At 44.7% G+C, this 21,935-nt stretch carries 19 protein-coding genes; 14 read left to right on the forward strand and 5 right to left on the reverse strand.

What is annotated here, in order from left to right; all coding sequences use genetic code 11:
- Positions 1–53: 53 nt before the first annotated feature.
- From queC to AC58PQ_RS07230, 4 genes are all read left to right on the forward strand, one after another.
- Positions 54–755, forward strand: coding sequence for a 7-cyano-7-deazaguanine synthase QueC (queC, locus tag AC58PQ_RS07215; RefSeq protein ID WP_497241265.1), 702 nt, complete (start codon positions 54–56; stop codon positions 753–755).
- Positions 756–786: 31 nt separating this feature from the next.
- A complete protein-coding gene (locus AC58PQ_RS07220; protein WP_497241266.1) occupies positions 787–1,464 on the forward strand; it encodes a response regulator transcription factor in 678 nt (225 codons plus the stop codon).
- Positions 1,461–2,858: a sensor histidine kinase gene (locus tag AC58PQ_RS07225; protein WP_497241267.1), complete on the forward strand. Its 1,398-nt coding sequence runs from the start codon at positions 1,461–1,463 to the stop codon at positions 2,856–2,858. The genes AC58PQ_RS07220 and AC58PQ_RS07225 overlap by 4 nt, the downstream gene beginning before the upstream one ends.
- 101 nt (positions 2,859–2,959) lie before the next feature.
- Positions 2,960–6,064: an efflux RND transporter permease subunit gene (locus AC58PQ_RS07230; RefSeq protein ID WP_497241268.1), complete on the forward strand. Its 3,105-nt coding sequence runs from the start codon at positions 2,960–2,962 to the stop codon at positions 6,062–6,064.
- A gap of 74 nt (positions 6,065–6,138) precedes the next feature.
- Here the strand turns inward: AC58PQ_RS07230 and AC58PQ_RS07235 are convergent, their stop codons facing one another.
- Positions 6,139–7,047 (reverse strand): AraC family transcriptional regulator, encoded by a 909-nt coding sequence (locus AC58PQ_RS07235; protein WP_497241269.1) that lies wholly within the window; start codon positions 7,045–7,047, stop codon positions 6,139–6,141.
- A 154-nt stretch (positions 7,048–7,201) separates the two neighbouring features.
- Between AC58PQ_RS07235 and AC58PQ_RS07240 the strand changes: the two genes are divergently transcribed.
- The 3 genes from AC58PQ_RS07240 to AC58PQ_RS07250 all read left to right on the forward strand — a co-directional run bounded on the left by AC58PQ_RS07240 (position 7,202) and on the right by AC58PQ_RS07250 (position 10,605).
- Positions 7,202–8,044, forward strand: coding sequence for a sugar phosphate isomerase/epimerase family protein (locus AC58PQ_RS07240; protein ID WP_497241270.1), 843 nt, complete (start codon positions 7,202–7,204; stop codon positions 8,042–8,044).
- Position 8,045: 1 nt separating this feature from the next.
- Positions 8,046–9,065, forward strand: a complete 1,020-nt coding sequence (locus AC58PQ_RS07245) for a Gfo/Idh/MocA family protein (protein WP_497241271.1) — start codon at positions 8,046–8,048, stop codon at positions 9,063–9,065.
- Positions 9,066–9,222: 157 nt separating this feature from the next.
- On the forward strand, positions 9,223–10,605 hold the full coding sequence (locus AC58PQ_RS07250) for an MATE family efflux transporter (protein WP_497241272.1): 1,383 nt from the start codon (positions 9,223–9,225) through the stop codon (positions 10,603–10,605).
- Between the two features lie 166 nt (positions 10,606–10,771).
- On the opposite strand, the gene AC58PQ_RS07255 is transcribed toward AC58PQ_RS07250, so the two are convergent.
- The 3 genes from AC58PQ_RS07255 to AC58PQ_RS07265 all read right to left on the reverse strand — a co-directional run bounded on the left by AC58PQ_RS07255 (position 10,772) and on the right by AC58PQ_RS07265 (position 13,299).
- A complete protein-coding gene (locus tag AC58PQ_RS07255) occupies positions 10,772–11,533 on the reverse strand; it encodes a MerR family transcriptional regulator (RefSeq protein ID WP_497241273.1) in 762 nt (253 codons plus the stop codon).
- A gap of 49 nt (positions 11,534–11,582) precedes the next feature.
- Complete coding sequence (locus AC58PQ_RS07260; RefSeq protein WP_497241274.1) at positions 11,583–12,926, reverse strand: amino acid permease; 1,344 nt, start codon at positions 12,924–12,926, stop codon at positions 11,583–11,585.
- 73 nt (positions 12,927–12,999) lie between these two features.
- A complete protein-coding gene (locus AC58PQ_RS07265) occupies positions 13,000–13,299 on the reverse strand; it encodes a Rieske (2Fe-2S) protein (protein WP_497241275.1) in 300 nt (99 codons plus the stop codon).
- Between the two features lie 110 nt (positions 13,300–13,409).
- Here AC58PQ_RS07265 and AC58PQ_RS07270 point away from each other — a divergent pair, with 110 nt between their 5' ends.
- Positions 13,410–14,501: a threonine aldolase family protein gene (locus AC58PQ_RS07270; protein ID WP_497241276.1), complete on the forward strand. Its 1,092-nt coding sequence runs from the start codon at positions 13,410–13,412 to the stop codon at positions 14,499–14,501.
- A 156-nt stretch (positions 14,502–14,657) separates the two neighbouring features.
- Positions 14,658–15,347 carry a metal-dependent hydrolase gene (locus tag AC58PQ_RS07275; RefSeq protein ID WP_497241277.1) on the forward strand — a complete coding sequence of 230 codons (690 nt, stop codon included), beginning with the start codon at positions 14,658–14,660 and terminating at the stop codon, positions 15,345–15,347.
- On the opposite strand, the gene AC58PQ_RS07280 is transcribed toward AC58PQ_RS07275, so the two are convergent.
- Complete coding sequence (locus AC58PQ_RS07280) at positions 15,348–15,731, reverse strand: helix-turn-helix domain-containing protein (protein ID WP_497241278.1); 384 nt, start codon at positions 15,729–15,731, stop codon at positions 15,348–15,350.
- Positions 15,732–15,947: 216 nt separating this feature from the next.
- Here AC58PQ_RS07280 and AC58PQ_RS07285 point away from each other — a divergent pair, with 216 nt between their 5' ends.
- From AC58PQ_RS07285 to AC58PQ_RS07305, 5 genes are all read left to right on the forward strand, one after another.
- A complete protein-coding gene (locus AC58PQ_RS07285; RefSeq protein WP_497241279.1) occupies positions 15,948–16,166 on the forward strand; it encodes a helix-turn-helix domain-containing protein in 219 nt (72 codons plus the stop codon).
- A 92-nt stretch (positions 16,167–16,258) separates the two neighbouring features.
- Complete coding sequence (locus AC58PQ_RS07290; protein ID WP_497241280.1) at positions 16,259–19,726, forward strand: M60 family metallopeptidase; 3,468 nt, start codon at positions 16,259–16,261, stop codon at positions 19,724–19,726.
- Between the two features lie 314 nt (positions 19,727–20,040).
- Positions 20,041–20,688, forward strand: a complete 648-nt coding sequence (locus AC58PQ_RS07295) for a chromate transporter (RefSeq protein WP_497241281.1) — start codon at positions 20,041–20,043, stop codon at positions 20,686–20,688.
- 17 nt (positions 20,689–20,705) lie between these two features.
- Positions 20,706–21,242, forward strand: coding sequence for a chromate transporter (locus AC58PQ_RS07300; RefSeq protein WP_497241282.1), 537 nt, complete (start codon positions 20,706–20,708; stop codon positions 21,240–21,242).
- A complete protein-coding gene (locus AC58PQ_RS07305) occupies positions 21,226–21,795 on the forward strand; it encodes an SUMF1/EgtB/PvdO family nonheme iron enzyme (protein WP_497241283.1) in 570 nt (189 codons plus the stop codon). Before AC58PQ_RS07300 ends, AC58PQ_RS07305 begins: the two co-directional genes overlap by 17 nt.
- The last annotated feature ends 140 nt before the right edge of the window (positions 21,796–21,935 follow it).

Consider the following 21,935-nt stretch of genomic DNA (forward strand, 5'->3'; position numbering starts at 1 on the left):
TACGCATGTGTGTACAATGCCATTTTCTAATTCTAATAAAGAGGTGCTTGAAAATGAGTGAAAATAAAAAAAGAGCCGTCATTATTCTCAGCGGCGGTTTAGATAGTACGACTTGTATGGGATTAGCCCAAGAGGCAGGCTACGACTTGTTTCCGATTTCTTTTGACTATGGACAGCGTCATAAGATTGAAATCGAGAATGCCAAGCAAGTTGCTGAGCATTATGGGGTAACCGCGCGTCACAAAATCATCAAACTAAATTTCTTGCGTGATTTCGGTGGAAGTGCGTTGACAGACGACACGATTGATGTACCAAATGTTGTAAACGAAACCACAACTGACCAGTCGGAAATCCCTGTCACCTATGTGCCAGGACGCAATCTATTATTTCTCTCCATTGCAACGTCTTATGCAGAAGTTACAGGTTCTCAAGCTATTTACATCGGAGTGAATGCGCTGGATTACAGCGGCTATCCAGATTGCCGTCCGGAATTTATTCATAAGGTAGAGGAAGTTATTGCTCTAGCTACGAAGGTTGGTGTGGAAGGTAAAGGAATTACGATTGAGACACCTCTCATCTCATGGTCCAAAGCGAAGATCGTCGAGGAAGGTTTGAAAATTGGCGTTCCTTACGAGTTGACGACTTCTTGCTACAATGGAAAAGCAGAAGCTTGCGGCGAATGCGATAGCTGTCGCCTGCGTTTGAAAGGCTTCGAAGAAGCAGGCTCCAAGGATCCGATAGCATATTTAGCGTAATTGTTTGCTTTTTTGGAAGGGCGGTGCAAGCATGACCCGAATACTGGTTGTTGATGATGATGCTGATATCAGGGAGCTGATTCGCGTTTATTTGGCAAGGGAAGGCCTGCCGGTTGTGCAAGCTAGCCATGGGCAAGAGGCGCTGCGTCTTATGGAGGCTACGCCTGCTGACTTAGTTGTGCTAGATATCATGATGCCGCTCATGGACGGCTGGGAGCTGTGCCGCGAATTACGTACGCATTACCCAGATCTCCCTTTGCTGATGGTGACTGCAAAGAGCGAGTCTGTCCATAAAGTGAAGGGCTTCCAGCTCGGTACGGATGATTATTTGGTGAAGCCTTTTGATCCTGTGGAGTTGGTAATGAGAGTCAAAGCGCTGCTCAAACGTTATCGGATAAATTCCTCGCAAATTATCGTAATCGGCGGAATGACCATTGATCGAACGACATACGAGGTTCGTCTGCAAGATCAACGCATCACATTGCCATTGAAAGAATTTGAGTTGTTATACAAGTTCGCTAGCCATGTTGGGCAAATATTCACCCGTACACAACTGATTGAACAAATATGGGGCATGGATTATGAAGGGGATGAGCGGACCGTGGACGTCCATATCAAACGTTTGCGCGAACGCTTCGAACCTTACACAGAGGGTTTTCAAATAACAACCATACGTGGATTAGGCTACAGGCTTGAGGTGAAGGTATGATCAAGACGCTTTATCTGCGTGTGGTTGTTACTTTTCTAGCTGTTGTTGTGGTCAGCGTGCTGGTTGCTTTTCCATTGGCCATGACCTTTTTCACGAATATTATCTCCACGCAATTCCAATCTGAGATGCTTGCGGTCGGGCGTCAAATTGCCAAGTTGAGCGATGATGTTCAACCCAAGAATTTAGATGCCTTTGTCAGAGACAGCAATCGGCTGAATGAGAATTATTTGTTTACATTGTTTGATTCTCACGGTGAAACATTAGCGCCGATCCCGGTGGATAAAAAGGGGAAAGCTCGCATCCAACCCTCAGAAATTGCGGATGTTTTGAAGGGGAATGTCTATAAAAGCCTGGATTCAAGCGCGCCCTTTAATGGGATTACTTCGATAAAAGTAGGGATTCCGATTACCGTCGGAGATCAGAACTACGCCTTGTTTATACATACGAATTTTACAGAAGCTGCACGCAAACAAATTCAATCCATCATCATATTTGTGCTTATCCTTGTCCTAATCGTGGGCAGTATTCTCATTCTTTTCGCATCGCGGTATCTCGTGAACCCGTTGAAAAAGCTGACCTTAGCGACAGAGAAGCTAGCTCGCGGTAATTTCAATGTCAGTGTTAGCGTGAATAACAAGGACGAGTTAGGGAAATTAGCTAAGAGCTTTAATCATATGGCAGGAGAGCTCAAACAGCTGGAGCAGATGCGACAGGATTTCGTCTCGAATGTGTCACATGAGATTCAATCTCCGCTAACTTCGATTCGGGGCTTCTCCAAAGCGTTAAGAGAGTCTGATGTGGATGAAAGTGATCGCAGCAAGTACTTGGAAATTATTGAACGTGAAAGTGAACGTCTCTCTCGCCTAAGTGACAATTTGCTGAAGCTAGCATCCTTAGAGTCAGAGCATCACCCTTTTCATCCCACGACCTACGATTTGGACGAGCAATTGCGTCGTATCGTCGTTTTCTATGAACCACAATGGTCGGTGAAAGAGCTGGATATGGACCTTGCCTTACCTCGCGTGAAAATCATGGCTGATAGCGATCAGTTAAATCAAGTGTGGATGAATGTGATTGGCAATGCGATTAAATTCACACCAGATCAGGGACATATTCACATCAAAATTGTCGTATTGCGAGATCGGGTTCAAGTCTGGATCCAAGATTCGGGAATCGGGATACCCGTAGAGGAGCAAGGACGGATCTTTGAGCGCTTCTATAAAGTGGATCAGGCAAGACAGCGAGGTAGTGGAAGCGGACTTGGTCTTGCGATTACAAGGAAAATCATTGACATGCATCATGGAACCATTGAGGTGCATAGTGAACTAGGAAAGGGAACCCAATTTCTAATTGTGTTGCCAACCATGCAAGCACTATCTAAAAAGAGTGATTAGGAATCTTGGTGATGTTCACCAAGATTTTTTGCATTGTTCATATTGGGTTCATATTCGACCTGTATCTTTATCTCACAAACACAAGGTAAGGGGAGAAAAGAATGAATCTACTCACAAGATTTTCGATGAAAAATGTTTCAGCCATTTTTATCATTATGATTATGCTATTTGTTGGAGGTTTGTATTCAGCGACCCAGCTAAAGGAAGAGAATATGCCGAATGTATCCTTCCCGGTTGTAGCCATTACAACATCCTATACAGGTGCACCAAAGGATGTCATGGATGAGATTACGGTACCTATTGAGAAAAAGCTAGCGAATTTAGAGGATTTGGATTCTATGCAGTCCACTTCTAGCGATAATTTCTCCATGGTTATTGTTTTCTTCAAGCAAAATGTAGATATTGACAAAAAGAAGCAGGCTGTACAGGATGCCATTTCTACCGTTGCTCTGCCACCGACAGCTAGTCCACCGAAGGCATCCACTTTCGGCGCGGCCTCCTTTCCTTCGAATTATTTAGTCGCCTATGCCAATGAGGGTGTAAGTCAAACGGAGCTGGACAAATCGTTCAAAGATACGATTAAACCCGGGCTCGAAGGCATCAAAGGGATCGACCATATGGATGTGATCGGCGCTAGAGCGACCTCGCTCGATATCGAGCTAGATGCTTCCGCGCTTGCTGCGAATGGATTATCACCAGGGCAAGTCAGCCTAGCCATTAATGGTGCCGCGACAAAATCGCCAATCGGGGCGATTGAAGTTGATGGCACTAGCAAAATGACGCGTGTAACCGGCAACTTATCCAGTTTAAATGATCTGCATAAAATAGAGATTGCTACACCTAAGGGAGCCGTTGTTACACTAGATCAGGTTTCCAAAGTAAAAACGATCACCGAATCTAATTTCAATGGGCGATTGGATGGCAAGCCAGCGATTGGGATGATTTTATATAAAGCTGGCAGTGCGAATGCGGTTGAATTCTCCGAAGAAATTGAATCACACATTTCGGAATGGAAGACGTCTTTACCGAACATTACGTTTATGAACACGTACGACAGTGCGGATCAAATTAAGGAATCGATCTCAGGACTTGTTCGTGAAGGGATCATTGGAGCTGTGCTCGCATCCCTAATGATATTGATCTTCTTGCGTAACGTAAGGATGACACTCATCGTGCTCGTATCGATTCCGCTTTCCATTTTGATCACCTTATTATTAATGTCGCAGTTAGGTCTTACACTGAATACGATGACGCTTGGCGGTATCTTTATTGCTGTAGGACGTGTTGTCGATGACTCGATTGTTGTTATTGAAAATATATATGCATCCTTAGAAAAAGCGCAGGAACGGAAAGAATCCGTTATTGCACTTGCAACGAAACAGGTATCGATGGCGATCACCTCCTCTACCTTGGCAACAGTTGGGGTATTTGCTCCACTAGCTTTGGTCACAGGCATTGTAGGGGAGTTCTTCAGACCTTTCGCTTTAACAATTGCTTGTGCACTGTTATCTTCATTAATTGTTGCGTTAACTGTTATTCCGATGCTTTCCAAATTACTTGTACTACGCAGAAAGGCAGGCAAAGTACATCATGATGAGAATAAAGCGAGTAAGCTAACGACTTTCTATGAAAAAGTACTCACATGGAGCTTGAAAAATCGCGTTAAAACGCTCCTAATTGCTCTAGTGTTACTGGTTGGAACGATGGCAGGAACGATTCCATTCCTATCCGTTTCGTTCTTACCTAACTCATCTGCATCGTCAACGATGTATTTCCAATTGAAATTGCCGAATTCAACTTCATTTGAAACAACAGACGCTAAAACGAAAGACATCGAGACCGTATTGTTAGATAAAAAGGATGCACAAGGTGAGCCGGTATTCAAGTTCGTAGAAGCACTTGTTGGCTACGCGGGGAATGATGATGACCGGGTGCCATACGCTTCCCAGATTTTCGTACAAGTGAACGAAGGCGAAGATCCCGAACAAGTGAAGGCAGACACGAAAGCTTATATTTTATCGCAATTACCGAGTGGTTCTGAGGCTGAACCGAAGTCGATGGAAGGTGACTTTGGCGCTACAAGCACAGATTTCGCTTATACCCTTCAAGGGGATGATCAAGCTCAGCTAGAGAAAGCAGCAGGGATGGTTATTGAGAAGCTGAAAACCTTCCCAGAGCTTGCTGAAATTGAAGACAATCTAAGTGATGCGAAAGCTGAAATTGAAATTGTGGTTGATCAGAAAAAAGCAAGAGAATATGGCTTAAATGCTGCCACAGTTAGAGATACGGCACGTGCATGGATCTCAAAGCAAAACTTAGGCGACATGCGATTCGACAACGTGGTCTACACGACTACGGTTTCTATGAATCAAGCGGACAAAAACTCGATAGAGAAGCTTGGTAATATTCCTATGATGGGGATGACAGGCACGCCGCTGACGCTCAAAGACGTTGCCAAAATTAATGAGAAGCAGGGCGCTGTCTCCCTTGTCAGAGAAGCTCAAGCGCAGCTTGTCAAAGTTTCGGCCAAAATCAATTCGGCTGACAAAACAGCTGTAAGCTCAAAGCTGTCAAAAGCACTTGAGGAGCTAACATTACCTGATGGGGTTACACCAAAAATCAGTGGGGTTTCTGAAGATGTTACGGAGAGCTTTACACAGTTGTTTGTCGCGATGGCTGCTGCCGTATTCGTGGTTTACTTGATTATGGTTCTGGCGTTCGGTAATGCCAGTGCACCGTTTGCCATCTTGTTCTCATTACCTCTTGCTGTCATCGGAGGACTTCTAGGACTTGTTATTACAAGGGAACCGTTAACGGTAACTTCGATGATCGGGTTCCTAATGTTGATCGGTATCGTTGTCACGAACGCGATTGTCTTGATCGACCGGGCACAGCAGCTTCGCGAGGAAGGTTACACGGTCCGCCATGCTTTAATTGAAGCGGGCAAAATCAGACTACGTCCGATTATTATGACGGCAGGCGCGACGATTATGGCGTTAGTTCCTCTGGCACTCGGTATTTCAGGCGAGGGTGGTTTAATCGGGAGAGGCCTTGGGGTTGTTGTAATCGGCGGGTTGATTACTTCAACGATCTTGACACTTGTCGTCGTTCCGATCGTATACGAGCTGATTGATAGCGCCAAAAACCGATTCGGCCGCATGTTTAAACGTAGTAAAAGAAATGATGGTCAACAAGTGAATATCTAAATAAGTTCAATGAAAAAGGCAGTCCTTACGTAGAAATGATTTACGTGAGGGCTGCCTTTTAACTATTGAGTAGTCTATTGTTGGACTCTAGCTTTCACAGATTTCGCATAATCTGAGGGTGACATGCCAAGTGTTTTCTTAAAATCTCTAGAAAAATAATGAATACTGGTATAGCCTAACAAGTTCGCTATCTCTGTGATATTGTGCGTACCTTCTCGCATATACGTTTTGGCTTGCTCGATTTTGAGCGATTTGAAGGCTTCCATGACGCCCATCCCCTTCTGGGATTGGAACAGCTCCTTCATGCGGCTTTTACCAAGATGAAAGGTTTGGCAGAGGTCGTCTAGGGTAAAGGAATCAGCAAGATGATCTCTCAAATAATCGATAATCTGTCCAACCAAGCCATGCTCAGCTTTTTCTTTTTGCAAAGAGGATTGCTTCAATTTCTGAGTTTCCTGAACGCTTACCCCAGCTTCTTGTTTACGGATGAGAGTGATAAGAAGTATTTCTAAATAAGCTTTAATGAGCTGTTCACTGGCGAAAGGCGCTCCACCATGTCTTTCTAGCAAATGAACGGATGGCGAGTCGAACGGAGGAAGAAAGGCATGAAAGCCCTCTTGCGTAATGTTCGAAAGGATATTACGTTCGCGATCGCCCAACGATACGACTTTGTTAGCTAGCTGGGACATGGCCTCAGATTGGCATGCAAAGGCGATGACGATAAGATTCGGCGGCTTATGCGCATGTCTGACATGCACGGTATGGAACTCCTCAGGTTTGTGAAATATCATATTCCCTTGCCCGAGGGTATGGATGACATCGTCGGCGCGAACCTCCACCTCACCCTTGTCCACATAGAGAATTTCCCAGAAGTCATGCTGCTCGCCGTCGAAAACAAAGCCTTTGGCATATTCAAAATAGTGAAAGGAAATAAGCGCTTCGATCGAAAGCGATTCCTGTAAATAGATCCTTGGGAATTCCATGGTGTCCGTCCTCTCTAGGGGGATATTCTTCCCGATTACAGCTTATTTTACCACCACATTCAGTATAGCTAAAGTGCAAATAATTCGGCTTAAAAGATAAATCCTATTGGACGATCCTCTTTTATAATAAAGGAAAGAAGCGGAGGAGATAACAATGAAAAAAGGGATCAACATTTGGTCATTTCCAGGCTCAATGAGCGTGAAGGATTGCATTACGACAGCGAAAAAAGCCGGCTTTGACGGCATCGAGTTAGCTCTGAATGAAACGGGCGAGCTTAGTCTTGAAAGTACAGAAAGTGAAGTTCGTGCCTACCGTCAGCATGCCGACGAAATAGGTATTGAAATCAGCAGTTTAGCGACAGGCTTATTCTGGTCTTATTCTTTGACAAGCAGTCAGCCTCAAATACGTCAGAAGGCCAAAGATATCGTTAAGAAGCAGCTAGAGCATGCCGCGGTACTTGGTGTGGATACGATTCTAGTCGTGCCAGGTGCGGTAGGTGTTGATTTCATCCCTGATTCTGAAGTCGTACCCTATGACCAAGCTTATGACTACTCCCTAGAAGCGATTCAGGAGCTATCTAAAGTAGCAGAGTCCTTGAAAGTTTCGATTGGGATCGAGAATGTATGGAACAAATTTTTACTATCGCCGCTTGAGATGCGGGATTTCATTGATAAAGTTAATTCCCCTTACGTTGGTGCTTATTTTGATGTAGGGAATGTCATATTCTCTGGGTACCCGGAGCATTGGATTTCTATTTTAAGTCATCGTATCAAAAAAGTACATTTCAAGGATTATCGCCGCGCAGCTGGCGGCTTGCATGGCTTCGTTGACCTCCTTGCAGGTGATGTGAACTATCCAGCAGTTATGAATGCCCTTCAAACGATTGGGTATGAAGATTATGTAATCGCTGAAATGATTCCTGGCTATACGCATCACGGCGAGCAAATTGTATATAACACGTCTGGCGCTATGGATGCTATTCTGGGGAGGAAATAAGATGTTAAGAATCGGACTAGTTGGATTAGGGTTCATGGGAAGAACGCATTTGGAGAATTACGTACGACTGGAAGCAGAAGGCATTGCGATTAAAGTCGTGGCGTTATGTGATATCGATCCGGTGAAGCTAGAAGGCAACGCGGTTGCCGGTAATATTGATACGGGTGATTCCGCTATTGATTTTAGTAGTTATGCGAAGTATACAAGTGTGACGGAAATGATCGAGAAGGAACAGCTGGACTACGTGGATCTAGCGCTCCCGACATATCTGCACCGCGATATTACGATTGAATGTTTAAATAAGGGCTTGCATGTGCTATGTGAGAAGCCAATGGCTTCCAATTCACAAGAGTGTGCAGAGATGATTGCGGCCGCTGAAGCGAATGGCAAGCAGTTGATGATCGGACAGTGTCTGCGCTTCTGGCCGGCATATGTGTATTTGAAAGATGTTGTGGAGAATGGGACGTATGGCAAAGTGACTAGCGGGTATTTCTACCGCGGCGGTGCTACACCGACTTGGGGACCGTGGCTGATCGATAAAGAGAAGAGCGGTGGCGCCTTATTGGATATGCATGTTCATGATATCGATATGGTCAATTGGCTGTTCGGAAAACCAGAATCCGTTTCCTGTTTGGCACGAAATGTGGTTCCTGGCAGCGGCTATGATGTCGTGTCCACGAACTATTTGTACGGTGATGGCAAAGTCATCAATGCGCAAGCCGATTGGACATTGGAAGGCGATTATGGCTTCGAAATGCTGTTCCGAGTGAACTTTGAGAAGGCTAACCTTATTTTCAACGCTAGCGGCTTGAAAGTGAACTTGAATGATGGTCCTGGGTTCAGTCCGGAGATCTCACCAGAGATGGGCTACTACCTGGAGCTGAAATACTTCGTGGAGACGCTTCTCGCAGGGCAGTCGGTCACAACAGCAACGCCTGCAAGTACAATGGGAACGATTGATATTGCAGTGGCGGAGATGGCGTCTGCTGACAATAAAGGTGCTTGGGTGCAGGTGAAGTAGTAAGCTTGAATATTGACCTTGGGAATCGAAAAACGATTTCCAAGGTTTTTTGCATATATAAATGTGTCTAAGCGAGAAGAGTTAATTATTTTCATTTGACTGCAATCGCTTTGTATTCTATGCTAAATGCATTTGCAATAACTAGAGGTGTTTACGAATGAAAGACATAGATTCAACAGCATCGTGGCAAAAGCTTCGTCTATTCGCAATCACTTGGCCGATTTTTATAGACTCTGTTTTACGTATGATGTTAGGAACTGCGGATGTATTCATGCTAAGCCGAATTTCGGATGAAGTAACCGGAGCCGTGGGCTTGGCGAATGAAATTATCGTATTCTGTATTTTGATGTTTGGTTTTGTGGGGATCGGAACGAGTGTGGCCGTTGCGCAACATCTTGGAGCAGGCAAGGTGAAGGAAGCCAGTCGAATTTCCGCATTAGCGATCACCATAAATTTGATTTTCGGTATTATCGTAAGTATCGCTTTAGTCGTTTTTGGCGAGCCGTTGATGCATTTGATGAACTTGGAGCCAGCGCAAATCGCGATCGCTAAAAAGTACTTGAATTTAATCTCCGCATTTATCTGGATCGAAGCGTTGTCGTATGCGATTTCTTCGGTACTGCGCTCCAATGGTCAGACACGAGACGTTATGTATGTTACGTTGGGGGTCAATGTGATCCACATCGTGGGTAACAGTCTTTTGATTTTCGGTAACCTAGGATTCCCTGAGTGGGGGGTAACTGGCGCAGCAGTATCAACAATTGTTAGTCGTCTCCTTGGACTTATTGTTCTTGTAATCATCTTGTATCGCCGCTTACAGGTTCCTATCCTGCTCAAGCACTATGTGAGCTTTAATGCTCGCATTGTTAAACAAATACTTAGCATTGGATTACCTTCCGCGGGTGAGCACGTTTCTTGGCAGTCGCAATACTTGATGATCTTCAGCTTTATTAATATTATCGGGGCTACGGCATTAAGTGCGCATGTTTACGTCATGAACGTGACTAATTATTTCATGGCGCTGGGCATGGCGATTGGCATGGGGACGGAAATTATTATTGGGCACATGGTAGGTGCCGGAGCCTTTCAAGCGGCTTATCATAAATTGATCCGAAGTCTGAAGATTACTTTTGTTATGACCTTCGTCATCGTTGGGATCACGTCGATTTTCCGTAAAGAACTGCTTGGTCTCTTCACAGATAATCCCGATATCATAGCTATGGGATCGACGATTCTACTTCTTTCTATCATTCTGGAGCCGGGGCGAACCTTTAACTTAGTTGTCATTAATTCCTTGCGTGCTGCAGGTGATGCTAGATTCCCGGTCATGATGGGGGTTGTCTCCATGTGGGGGATTGCAGTGCCATTATCCTATTGGCTAGGGATTCATCTAGAAATGGGCCTATTAGGTGTATGGATTGCTTTTACAGTCGATGAATGGACGAGAGGCGTGCTGATGTATCTGCGTTGGCGAAGCCGCGTATGGCAAAGCAAAGCACTGGTTAGACCAAGCAGCGAAGCACTAGCCAAATCAGTTTAATCTTACCTATAAAAGCGAAGAAGCCTAAGACTCTTTGAGGGAGTCTTGGGCTTCTTTTGCGTATGAAAAGGGTGACAAGAAGGGGTTGTGGCTGGCGGCTGGTAATTATACTATATTCAGCTTCTTGTAAAAGAATTGGATGTTTATAGGAATCATAGAAAAAGTGCTAGTGTCCCCCTGTATAAATGAGAATCGCATCTCTCAGAAATTCAGCAGAACCGGGTTGCTTCACATCATAGTAAGCTCTGAACCGCTCATCATCGACGTACATTTGGGCAAGTCCTGCATGGGCTTCTTTGCTATATTCGCTCCAATAGAAGCAAAGCCATTGTCTGTGTAAGTCAGCTGCTTTTTGCGCCAATTCACTGGCAGGATCACCATGCTTAAAAGCCTCCGCTAACGTAACGGTTACTTCTTCAGCCAAACGTGTAACTTCCTCATGCTGTTCTTCCGTCATATTGGCTACCTTCTGATTGCTTTTATTCACTTGATCATCGCCGTATTTCTGACGAATTTCTTTCCCGTATTGCTTCTCGTTATCATCTATTAGCTTTTGTTTAAAGCCTTCAAATTTCTGTTTATTGGACATGGTAAGTCTCCCTTCTTTAGAAGCAATGGTTTGTTCTACATTTGCAATGAGCATATCTAATTGTTTTCGCTTGTCGAGAAGCTGTTCTCGATGGTCCCTCAGCGCACTGGTTCCGTCAAAGGTAGGCGACGACATGATGTCTTTGATTTGCTCCAGAGAGATTCCAAGCTCCCGATAAAATAAAATCTGCTGCAGTTTATCTACCTCCGCTTGCCCATAAATGCGATATCCGGATGAGTTGATTCTTGCCGGCATAAGAAGCTCAATCTCATCATAATAGCGCAAAGTACGAGTGCTGATGCCAGCTAACTTCCCCAAATGCTGTACCGTGTATTCCATCTGCTCACCTCCTGACATCTTAACTGTAAGGCTTTACGTAGCGTTAATGTCAATACCTTTTTTTCGCGTTATTAGGCCATGTGAAGTGAATGAGATAGGTTATAAGTGCAACCAGCACGATGAAAAGCAAGCTAACAAAGAAACCTGGACGCGTAGTAGGGTGAAAAGCGGCTCCGGAAATGGCACAAAGAATGAGTAGCATACCTGCCCAACGTTTGAACATTCGCGGAGGTGTGTGGGCAAGCAAACGTCCTGAAGAAAGTAAGATCAGTAACCAGATGAAAAGCAAGGTAAGACCCGCTGCGGTGGATATAACCGTATACAGCCCCTCGGGTAAAAGCAGAGAGAGTACAATAGCAGCAGCCATGCCTCCGGTTGTTAAAGCCAGAGCAGGATAAGGTATCTGCCTCTTTCCGCTTGTAGTACGGGTGAAAATCTGTGGAGCGTCATGATCCTTCGCGAGTGCGACGAGCATAGCGGTAACCGCGAATAAGGAAGCAACCATGGTGGAGAAGGCGGCAATTATGAGGATGCCATTGAACACATGTGGAACATAGGGAAGCGGGTAGCTTTCCAAGCAAACCTGGAAGGGACTCTTTTTATCATGAAGGGCGTGTAAGGGTAGCAGGGTTAGGACTAGGAAAAGCGAGACCATATAGAGGATCGTTAAAAGGAGGATCATGATGGAGCCTGATTTGTGAGCTTCGTTCGATTTTTTAAGGCGCATGGCGAAAAGCCCCATCATTTCCGTACCGCCGAAGGCGTAGAAGGCATAGATGAAGGATGACCAAGAGCCTTTGAGCCCCGATGGCAAAAAGGTGTTGGTAGAGAGCGGAAATGAAAGCGGATGAAGGCCGCCTGAGATCCAGCCTAGTACCGCGGCACCAGCAAGGAGGAGAAACATCAAGAGAGCAGATACCTTGATGAGTGCAAAAATATGCTCCGAACGCTCAAAGGCTTTCGCCCCGAGCAAGATGACACCTACGCCAAGACAGGCATAGATCAAAGCGAACAGCCACATCGGAATCGTGGGAAACCAGAATCGCGTAAACAAGGAGAGAGCGGCTAACTGACTCCCCATGATCATCAATTGCGAGCCCCAGTAAATCCAACCGCAGCTGAAGCCGGCCCAGCGGCCATAGGCTATTTTGGCATAAGTACGAAATGAACCCTGTTGAGGATTCTCACTCGTCATTTGAAGTAAAACATCAAGAACGTAATAAGTGCCTAATGCAGCGAAAATGAACAAAAAGAGCATCGAAGCGCCACCCATGGTCAGGCCGATACCTGCTCCAAGAAAGTAGCCTGTTCCTAACGTACAGGCGACGCCGAGCAGCGATAGCTGCCACCAAGTCATCGTACTGTTCTTTGTTGGGGTTGCTTTTGTGGACATGCCGCCTCCTAAGCTGTTTAAGAGAGATAGATAACAGCCCATAGTATAGCTTGTCTATTGGTAAAATATACAGTTAGGATAGGTCCATCAGAGCGAATAGAAGTCCTTCTCTTTCGATAACTTCAAAGGGTTGAAGCCTCGCGTTAGGGACATTATGGCACCGACCCGTGTGTAATTCGAAGGTCCAGCCATGCAGCGGACACTCTAACTCGCCATTTTCAAGTTCAACCGCATAGCCGGCGTGGGGGCAACGACTGGAGAGCAGCGTGTAGACGCCATCTACTTCCGTAAGGAAGAAGCGTTTGCCATTCACTTTGACTTCGGACGGGTTTGCAGTAAACTGATCCTTAGAACCAATATGGATTTCATTCATGGGAATGCTCCTTTACATAAGGGATTTCTTGTGAATACATAACCTTATTATAATTCAAACGACAGTAAAGATCTCTAAGCATATGGCAAAAACAAAGGAGCACGATTTACATGAGCACATTATCTCCATTAGCAGTAGCTTTTCGCCAAACCTCCTATCCGGTTGGAGGGCACGGTCGCAGGAATATTCAAATTCTAAAAGAAGCATTGGATGAGTTGGATGGCCAACTTGAAAGTGATATTTATGGAACAGGTGAAGGCATGGAAGGCTTTCAATCAGAAATGGCCGCTTATCTAGGGAAGGAGAAGGCAGTATTTTTCCCGAGCGGGACGATGGCGCAGCAAATTGCTCTTCGTATTTGGTGTGATGAGAAGGGGATCCGTAAGGTCGCGTATCATCCGTTAAGCCATTTGGAAATCCATGAAGAGGATGGCCTGAAGGAGCTGCACCAGATTGAATCGGTTTTACTGGGCGAGAAGGATCGATTGATTCACTTGGATGAAATTCTTACGCTGGAAGAAGAGATTGCATGTCTCTTGATTGAATTGCCACAGCGAGAAATCGGTGGTGTGCTGCCTCCGTATGAGGAGCTAGTGAAGATTTCGGCGCATTGTCGTGCCAAAGGAATCAAGCTGCATTTGGATGGCGCCAGATTGTATGAAGTGCTGCCGTATTATCAGAAGTCCGCGGCGGAGCTGTGTGCGCTTTTCGATAGTGTGTACATCTCTTTTTACAAAGGGATCGGCGGGCTAGCAGGTGCTATTCTGGCTGGTGACGAGACGTTTACGGCGAAATCAAAGGTTTGGAAAAGGCGGCATGGCGGCGATTTGATCAGCCTCTATCCGTATTACCTCAGTGCGAGCTACTATTTCAAGCAGCGCGAGCCTAAGATGAGGCAATATTATGAGCAAGCGCTGGAGCTTGCTGCACTGTACAATAGCTGTCATCTCGTGACTACCTTGCCGCGGGTACCCGTGACGAATATGTTCCACGTTCATATCGCGATGTCGAAAGAAAAGTTGGAGCCGATTCTATCAGCGTTATACGCCGAGACGGGCGTAGGGTTGATCCATTATTTGCGAGAGTCGAACGATGGAATCTGTTCGTTTGAGGTGAGCATAGGCGATGCCTACGCGATAATTCCGAAGGATGATCTGAAGCGCACGTTTGAGCGATTAGATGCGGATTTGAAAGTGGCCTAACAGCGACTAGAAATGAATGGCATATTGGCTAATTAGCTGCAAAAATGTCCTCTTTCAGAGCTTTCTGAAGGGGGATTTCCTGTGTTTGGAAAAATTATAATTCCGAGTGATAACTATGATAGAATGAGCACATAAACGGTGAAGGAGCTGAAACTAATGAACATAATTTTCCATGGGCAAAGCTGCGTCGAAATTCGATTAAAGGAACACACCTTGATTATTGATCCTTTCTTAACAGGGAATCCGCAAGCAACTGTCAAAGCGGAAGACATCAAGACGGATTATATCCTCGTTACCCATGGCCATGGGGATCATGTTGGGGACACGTTATCCATAGCAGAGCGCAACAGTGCGACTGTTATTGCTCCCAATGATTTGGCCAGATATTTAGGCTTCCAAGGGGCTAAAACGCATGGAATGGGAATCGGCGGGGCTTTTGAGTTTCCTTTTGGCCGCGTGAAATTAACACAAGCCTTACACGATTCCTCGTATAATCCGCCAGGAACGAATGAAAATATTTATACAGGCATGGCGAGTGGATTCTTGCTTATGGTAGAAGGGAAAACGATTTATCACGCAGGTGATACGGGGTTATTTAAGGATATGAAGCTGATTGGCAAATTAAATGAGATTGATCTGGCATTTCTGCCGATCGGTGATAACTACACGATGGGACCGGATGATGCCGTGATTGCTGCGGAATATTTGAAGGCCAAAACGGTTGTCCCGATGCACTATAACTCTTTCCCTATCCTTAAACAGGATCCTGAGGCTTTTGTAGAAAGCTTAGCTGAGGAAGGTATTAAAGGGTTAGTCATGGCGCCCGGGCAACAATTAACAATGTAATTAACTGTCTTTGTTCGATTGGCGATCCTTCCAGAATAGGACGGTGAGCATGCGCTCGACCCATTCCTTATCTTCGTCTGTTAAGACAAAGCCATCGAACATTAACTCATTTTCACGAAGGAATCGCCGAAGATTAACAGGATCGCTTTGAAAATGTTGGTTCGCTTGTGAGGTTTCTAGATAACCAGCGATATTCATGAGCTCTGAGTATGACGTATTCAGCCCTTCGGACAATTTCATCAAGACATCAGGTGAAGGAATTCCACGGTTGCCATTCTCGAGCTGTGAGATATAAGCCGCGGATACACCTGAGCGATCAGCGAGCTCGCGGATCGTGAAGCCTTTCATTTTACGCATATCTCTTAATTTATCGTAGAAGTACATAACTGCTCATCCTCACTCATTAAAGTAAACATTAGTAAACGATTTAATACTAACAGTTTACTAATGTAATTACAATCCCGGAGTTCATAGGGTTTTAGTGGTACACGGTGCTCATAAGTCTGATTACTAAAGTAAACATTTGTTGTTGCATTAGTGAATGAGTGCGAGGTATACTGCTAATAGGACGAAGTGAGGATGGGGGTCTAAGATACGACGATGCATATACGAATTTTGGCTAAAACGGATGCATTCATTAAAGCGAGAGTTATGAAAGGCTACTCGCAACGAGAGCTGGCGCGACACTCAGGCTTAAGCCATGCGTACATAAGCTTACTCGAGCGGTCGATTAAATCGGTTGGCCCCTCAACAGCTAAGCGCTTAAGCGATGTGCTAGAGATGGAACTAGAGGAGCTTTTTCATATCAATATAGCGTAACAAAAGGAAATGAGTTCAGGAATATATCGAATCGGATGGATAGGATAGGGCTATACCAAACAAGAAATTCACAGCAGGAGGAACTGACCAGGATGGTTAAATTATTGAAAAGATTGAAAAATATAAAAAGTAAAAAAGTCGGTTCTACTACTCTCGCTGTAGCCATGCTTTTATCCTTAGCACCCACAGCAGCTCTAGCTGCCGCAGATGATTATCAAGACAGTTGGGCTAAGAAGTCAATCGAAAAACTACTTGCAGCGGGTATTATTGAGGGTGACGGTCAAAGTATGAGACCAAACGCCACGATGAACAGAGCCGAGTTCGTAACAGTGGTTAATAAAGCGAGCAATTTAAAATCTATGAAACCGCTTCCAGAAGGTATCTACAAGGATGTAATACCTGACAAGTGGTACTACGAATCCGTTGTCAGAGCTATATCAGACGGTTACATGGTTGGAGATGGAGTAAATTTCCGTCCAGAGGATGTGATAACTCGGGAAGAAATTTGTGTAGCTCTAGTACGTCTGTATCATGTTCCTTTGGACAAGTCGAATTCCGCACCATTCAAGGATGCCAGTAGCATTTCTGAGTGGGCAAAAGATGCGGTGACAGCCCTGACGAATATGGGCTTATTCAACGGATATGAGGACGGGACTTTCGGAGCGAGAAATAGGGTAACTCGATCTGAGGTTTTTTCTGTTGTTGATCGAGTCTTAACCTACCAAGAAAAAGTAGGTGATTTGAGTTCTGGTAAGCCTGTCCAAGACCTTGATACCTTCGCTAAAGAAGATCCTAAACCCATACCAGATTCATCTTCCAAGCCAAGTTCGACACCAAGCCCAACACCCCCAATCGAGTCTTCTTCTCCACCTTTTTCAAGTTTTACTCCTATTAGTCCAAAAGTAACAGGAGTTAAGGTAGACTCAATCCCGAAAGGTAAGTCTCAAATAGGGGTTGGCGAGACGCTAAGCTTGTCGGCTATAGTAGATGGGGTTGGTATGTATTCGAGTGAAGTTATTTGGTCGGTTATGGGCAACACGGATCCTCGAACATCAATTGACTCTACGGGTAGACTTTATGTGTCTTTAACAGAAACAGCCAAAACTCTAAATATAACAGCTACTTCAACTGCCGATCCTAGTTTTTCATCTCAATTGACATTATCAGTTCTTCCAAGCATAGGTGGTATTCTATTAAGTTCCACCCCTTCGCACAACACGGGAGTAAAAGTTGGCTATAGCGTAAATTTCTCTGCAATCGTTCAAGGCACGGGTGTTTTTGAAAACACGGTGACTTGGTCTATCTATGGAAATACAGACAGCCAAACAACAATCAGCTCTACAGGTACGCTGACAGTGGCACACAACGAAATGGCTCCTTCAATTAAAGTAATAGCGACATCAACTGCTGATTCTAGTGTAACGGGTTCCGTATACGTCCAAGTCAATCCAACAGTATCAGCCGTAACATTAGCTGCAAATAAGACAGTTATTGATGCAGGTTTTGACCTACCACTAACGGTTTCAGTATTAGGTTCAGGAAATGTTTCACAAAATGTGACTTGGCAAATAACGGGCAATACGGATGCCGCTACGAGGGTAGAAAACGGCGTTTTGCATCTTGGTTTTGGCGAAACCGCAGGACATATTTCCCTAACTGCTAGTTCTGTTTCTGATCCATCCAAATCGGCTTCAATCGAGAATTTGACAATCGTCAGAAGAATGTTCACTTTACCTGGTAAGAACACAGTAGTTTATGATCGAATCAAAGCTCAAACTTCCTACAATTTTACACCGTTGGATCAACCTACAGGGCTTTACTTAAGTCCTAACGAATCTGCAACAGTGAGGAATGAAGGGACTCAAGTCGTCAAAGTGTACATTGGTACAACGAACTATGACGGCGGCTCTACGATGGTAAAATCGTTAAATCCAAGCGAAACTGCTGATGTCTCTCGTCCAGAAGGTGGGCTATTGTACTTTGGTAACGAAAATGTCGGAGGAGAGTCCACTGTCACAGTAGTATCAGGAGGTACCCCAATTCCGTTTTTTGAGCTTGGACGTCACAATAAGCAAGACTGGAATAATCTATTGACTTCTTACCCAACTACTTACAATGCAGCCGAACTTAAAGGTAGACGCGGTTTCGTTACGACCTCCTATGAGCGTATGAATCACTACACAGAAGATACAGATCCAACCTTACTAATCCAAAAGATCGATCAGATGGTTGATATAGAAGATGCGGTTTCAGGTCTCAGTGTAGACGGGTCAGAGTACGCTAGATGGAACCCGCATATGTATCACTTTGCCGAAGACAGGACAGGTGGGGGATGGATGTGGGCTGGGGGTAACGGTACAGGATACGTCACAGCTTCTTTGTCTGCACTCCTAGACTATAACTCTTTCGTAACAGACGGTTGGGGTCCTTGGCACGAAGTTGGTCACCAGCATCAACAATCTTGGGGTTGGAGCGGTTTAGGAGAAGTAACCGTCAATATTTATTCTCTTTCGGTGCAAAGAGCTTTCGGAAATGTTTCTCGCTTAGAGATAGATGGTGTGTATCCTAGAGTATTTGCGTATCTCAATCAAGCGAATGAAGCAAAAGACTTCAATGCAAACGGAGATGTTTGGTTAAAGCTGGCCATGTTTTGGCAATTAGATTTAGCTTTTGGAGATCAATTTTATCCTAAGCTACACCAAATGTGGCGTACACGTTCAGATGATTTTGGTCTTGTAGGAAAAGATCAAATGTTCATGTATATGGCTTCCGTCGTATCGAACCGTAACTTGATACCTTTCTTCGAAAAATGGGGACTTCGTCCAACTTATGACATAAAAACCAAGCTTGAAGCTTTGGCTTTCCCTGTTTTAGAAAAAGAAATTTGGGAAAATAGAGATTCCGCTCCAATTGTTGAGAACACTTTACCTGAGTATGTAGTTCCAGTTGTATCTCCAAAAGGGACACAAACCATTTATATGGGTCAAGCACTAACCGATATTAATAATTTTGATCAGTGGGTTTCAGCATCAATGCCTGTCACTATCTTAACCGCTAACCTGAATAATATGTTCCCAAATCCGACGGGTAGTGTGGCTATTCAAGTTATTGATGCGGGAAGAAACACCAACCTAGTCAAAGTACCTGCTGTTATTAAAGGTTCAGACTCAATTGTTTATCAAGGTTTAAGTAACTGGAACATAGCAGGTGTTACGTTCAACCATAATACGAAGACATTGAAGGTAGAGACCTCAGATCGCAACAGGGAAATCCACTACGTTTTTAGTACGAACTACATCAGATTAACAGTTTTTGATGGGGTAACTGGTGAAGAGAAGTATACTGCCTCTGCCGTAGGCACTGGAAACCCTTCCGCTTTTGTAGACATTCTTAATGGTAAGCAATTCGAGTACGGGGATAAGATTGTAATATTTCATCAAGAGCCGAACAGTAGACTCATGGTTTACGACAAGCAGGGGGTAAAATTTCTTGCAGGAGGGAGTACACAAACGTTCTACATTACGCCGAATGGTTTAAGTGGTACACCTTACATGCCTTAGTTCTAGTATAAATTTTATGCTTTAAAAAGGAAATGAAGTTTAAAAACGGAGAAGATCACACGGTTACGTGTGATCTTTTTTTCCTATTATTTCCTCCGTGATTACGGAGCTTCTAGCAATGCGATCCAGTCGTCGATACTTAAAATCAAATCGAATTAAACTGAGTGAATCCATCGGATTAAAGGAATTAATTTGGCACGATTACCGCAGGTCAATTTCCGCTAAAGCACTAATTTTAAAAATGTTTATTCCAATTTGAAGTTAAGTGGAGTATAATTGAGAAACCATACAAATGGGTAAGAGGAGGAATCCATATGCGTACAAATCAACTACATCTATGTTTGGATATTTTCTGGACGTTTCTCAAAATCGGACCTTCCACGTTTGGCGGGGGATATGCGATGATTCCCGTCATTGAGAGGGAAGTGGTAGAAAAGCGAGCATGGATCGCTGAAGAAGAAGTATCCAATATCGTAGCAATAGCGGGCTCAGCCCCCGGCGGCATCGGCGTAAATACATCTGCCTTTATCGGCTATCGCATGGCAGGCATTCCTGGTGCAGCAGCAGCTGTCATTGGCATTGCTTTACCAACCTTCATGATTGCGTTAACGTTAAGCATCTTATTGATATTCATGCAGTCCGACCCGAAAGTCGTGGCCGCATTCAAAGGCATTCATGGTGCCATTATTGGTCTCATCGTGTTGGCGGCTTATAATATGGCTCGTTCGGCTATTTTTGATAAAACAACATTAGTAACTGCCGTAGGCACTGTGGCAATCCTGTTGCTCCTGCCTATTAATCCACTATTTATGATTCTAATCGGTTTGTTTATCGGTTTTGTTTTTATCAAAGTGAAAGAAACATTTGGTTTCAAAATCAGCTTGGAAAATGGAAAAGAACCTGTACACACGTCCTACAATGGCTACACCTACTACGATTACTATATCGCGGATGGTATCTAAGAAAGGTGGGGATGTAGATGTTGTGGGAGCTCTTTATTACATTTTTGAAAATAGGATTCATGTCATTCGGCGGGGGATACGCGATGATTCCCATCATTCAACATGAAGCTCAGCAGCATGAATGGATGACGACAGAGCATTTTGAACAGAGTGTGGCTATGGCGGGGATGGCTCCTGGACCCATTGCGACAAATATAGCAACTCTGATTGGTTATCGGGCAGATGGGATTCTTGGGGCTGTTATTTCCACGATTGGCATGGTATTGCCTTCATTGGTCATTGTCCTTATCATTTCTTCTTTTTATTATAAAATCTATCAAAGCGGAGCGGTACACAAGACTTTATATGGGCTGAGACCGATTGTAACGGGATTAATCATCTACGCGGCTATCCATTTTGGATTTTCGGACCGTATGCAAGATATGTTTACCTGGCAGGTGTTGTTCACCATTTTGATTGCCGCTGGCGTGTTTCTCCTTGTTCACAAGTACAAATGGCACCCACTTGCAACGATTGTGTTGTCGGCGCTGGTCGGAATTGCTATATTTAGTTAATTGCATGCAATCTGATAGAACGAAAGTGAGAGGACATGCTGATTTCAAGCAATTTGTTGAGGCAATGAGCTACATAACGGAGGCTGAGTCCTTTGGTTGGTCGTTCGTTTTTCATTTATTCGTGTCCGAAGCAACGGCAGCGCGTGTACAGAATACCGTACAGCAAACACCGTGGTGGTGGGTCGTTGAGGGAGCCGATTGGCTGCATCCGGAGGGTCCTGATTCGCATGTCGAAGACCGCTGGGATCATCCAGTCATCCATGTTTCGTGGCGAGATGCGATAGCTTATTGCAAATGGGCAGGCAAACGTCTACCGACGGAAGCCGAATGGGAATTCGCTGCTCGCGGTGGACTAGCCCAGAAGCGCTATCCCTGGGGGGATGAGCTTAAACCAGGCGGACGACATATGTGTAACATTTGGCAAGGGAAGTTTCCGGACAAAAACAACCAAAGTGACGGCTGCAACCGCTATCGCATCGCAGCGCGCAGTAAAAATACGCCAGACAGCTCGACGGGCAACATCGGCTTTCGCTGTGCGATGGATGCGCAGTAGTTGAAATGAAAAGCCACCTGTTCCATAACGGGGCTGTTGACAAACACATACAATATTGAGAGGTTTTTCTAAAGACTGCGTAGAATTTATTTCTATGCAGTTTTTCTATTTGGAGGGATCGGATTATGATGGGGGTTAAC

It is taken from the genome of Paenibacillus sp. J22P143 (assembly GCF_059692035.1).

Excerpts from the sequence above, each read along its gene's own strand:
- queC (WP_497241265.1), top strand. The coding sequence starts at position 54 with ATGAGTGAAAATAAAAAAAGAGCCGTCATTATTCTCAGCGGCGGTTTA.
- AC58PQ_RS07220 (WP_497241266.1), top strand. The coding sequence starts at position 787 with ATGACCCGAATACTGGTTGTTGATGATGATGCTGATATCAGGGAGCTG.
- AC58PQ_RS07225 (WP_497241267.1), top strand. The coding sequence starts at position 1,461 with ATGATCAAGACGCTTTATCTGCGTGTGGTTGTTACTTTTCTAGCTGTT.
- AC58PQ_RS07230 (WP_497241268.1), top strand. The coding sequence starts at position 2,960 with ATGAATCTACTCACAAGATTTTCGATGAAAAATGTTTCAGCCATTTTT.
- AC58PQ_RS07235 (WP_497241269.1), bottom strand. The coding sequence starts at position 7,047 with ATGGAATTCCCAAGGATCTATTTACAGGAATCGCTTTCGATCGAAGCG.
- AC58PQ_RS07240 (WP_497241270.1), top strand. The coding sequence starts at position 7,202 with ATGAAAAAAGGGATCAACATTTGGTCATTTCCAGGCTCAATGAGCGTG.
- AC58PQ_RS07245 (WP_497241271.1), top strand. The coding sequence starts at position 8,046 with ATGTTAAGAATCGGACTAGTTGGATTAGGGTTCATGGGAAGAACGCAT.
- AC58PQ_RS07250 (WP_497241272.1), top strand. The coding sequence starts at position 9,223 with ATGAAAGACATAGATTCAACAGCATCGTGGCAAAAGCTTCGTCTATTC.
- AC58PQ_RS07255 (WP_497241273.1), bottom strand. The coding sequence starts at position 11,533 with ATGGAATACACGGTACAGCATTTGGGGAAGTTAGCTGGCATCAGCACT.
- AC58PQ_RS07260 (WP_497241274.1), bottom strand. The coding sequence starts at position 12,926 with ATGTCCACAAAAGCAACCCCAACAAAGAACAGTACGATGACTTGGTGG.
- AC58PQ_RS07265 (WP_497241275.1), bottom strand. The coding sequence starts at position 13,299 with ATGAATGAAATCCATATTGGTTCTAAGGATCAGTTTACTGCAAACCCG.
- AC58PQ_RS07270 (WP_497241276.1), top strand. The coding sequence starts at position 13,410 with ATGAGCACATTATCTCCATTAGCAGTAGCTTTTCGCCAAACCTCCTAT.
- AC58PQ_RS07275 (WP_497241277.1), top strand. The coding sequence starts at position 14,658 with ATGAACATAATTTTCCATGGGCAAAGCTGCGTCGAAATTCGATTAAAG.
- AC58PQ_RS07280 (WP_497241278.1), bottom strand. The coding sequence starts at position 15,731 with ATGTACTTCTACGATAAATTAAGAGATATGCGTAAAATGAAAGGCTTC.
- AC58PQ_RS07285 (WP_497241279.1), top strand. The coding sequence starts at position 15,948 with ATGCATATACGAATTTTGGCTAAAACGGATGCATTCATTAAAGCGAGA.
- AC58PQ_RS07290 (WP_497241280.1), top strand. The coding sequence starts at position 16,259 with ATGGTTAAATTATTGAAAAGATTGAAAAATATAAAAAGTAAAAAAGTC.
- AC58PQ_RS07295 (WP_497241281.1), top strand. The coding sequence starts at position 20,041 with ATGCGTACAAATCAACTACATCTATGTTTGGATATTTTCTGGACGTTT.
- AC58PQ_RS07300 (WP_497241282.1), top strand. The coding sequence starts at position 20,706 with ATGTTGTGGGAGCTCTTTATTACATTTTTGAAAATAGGATTCATGTCA.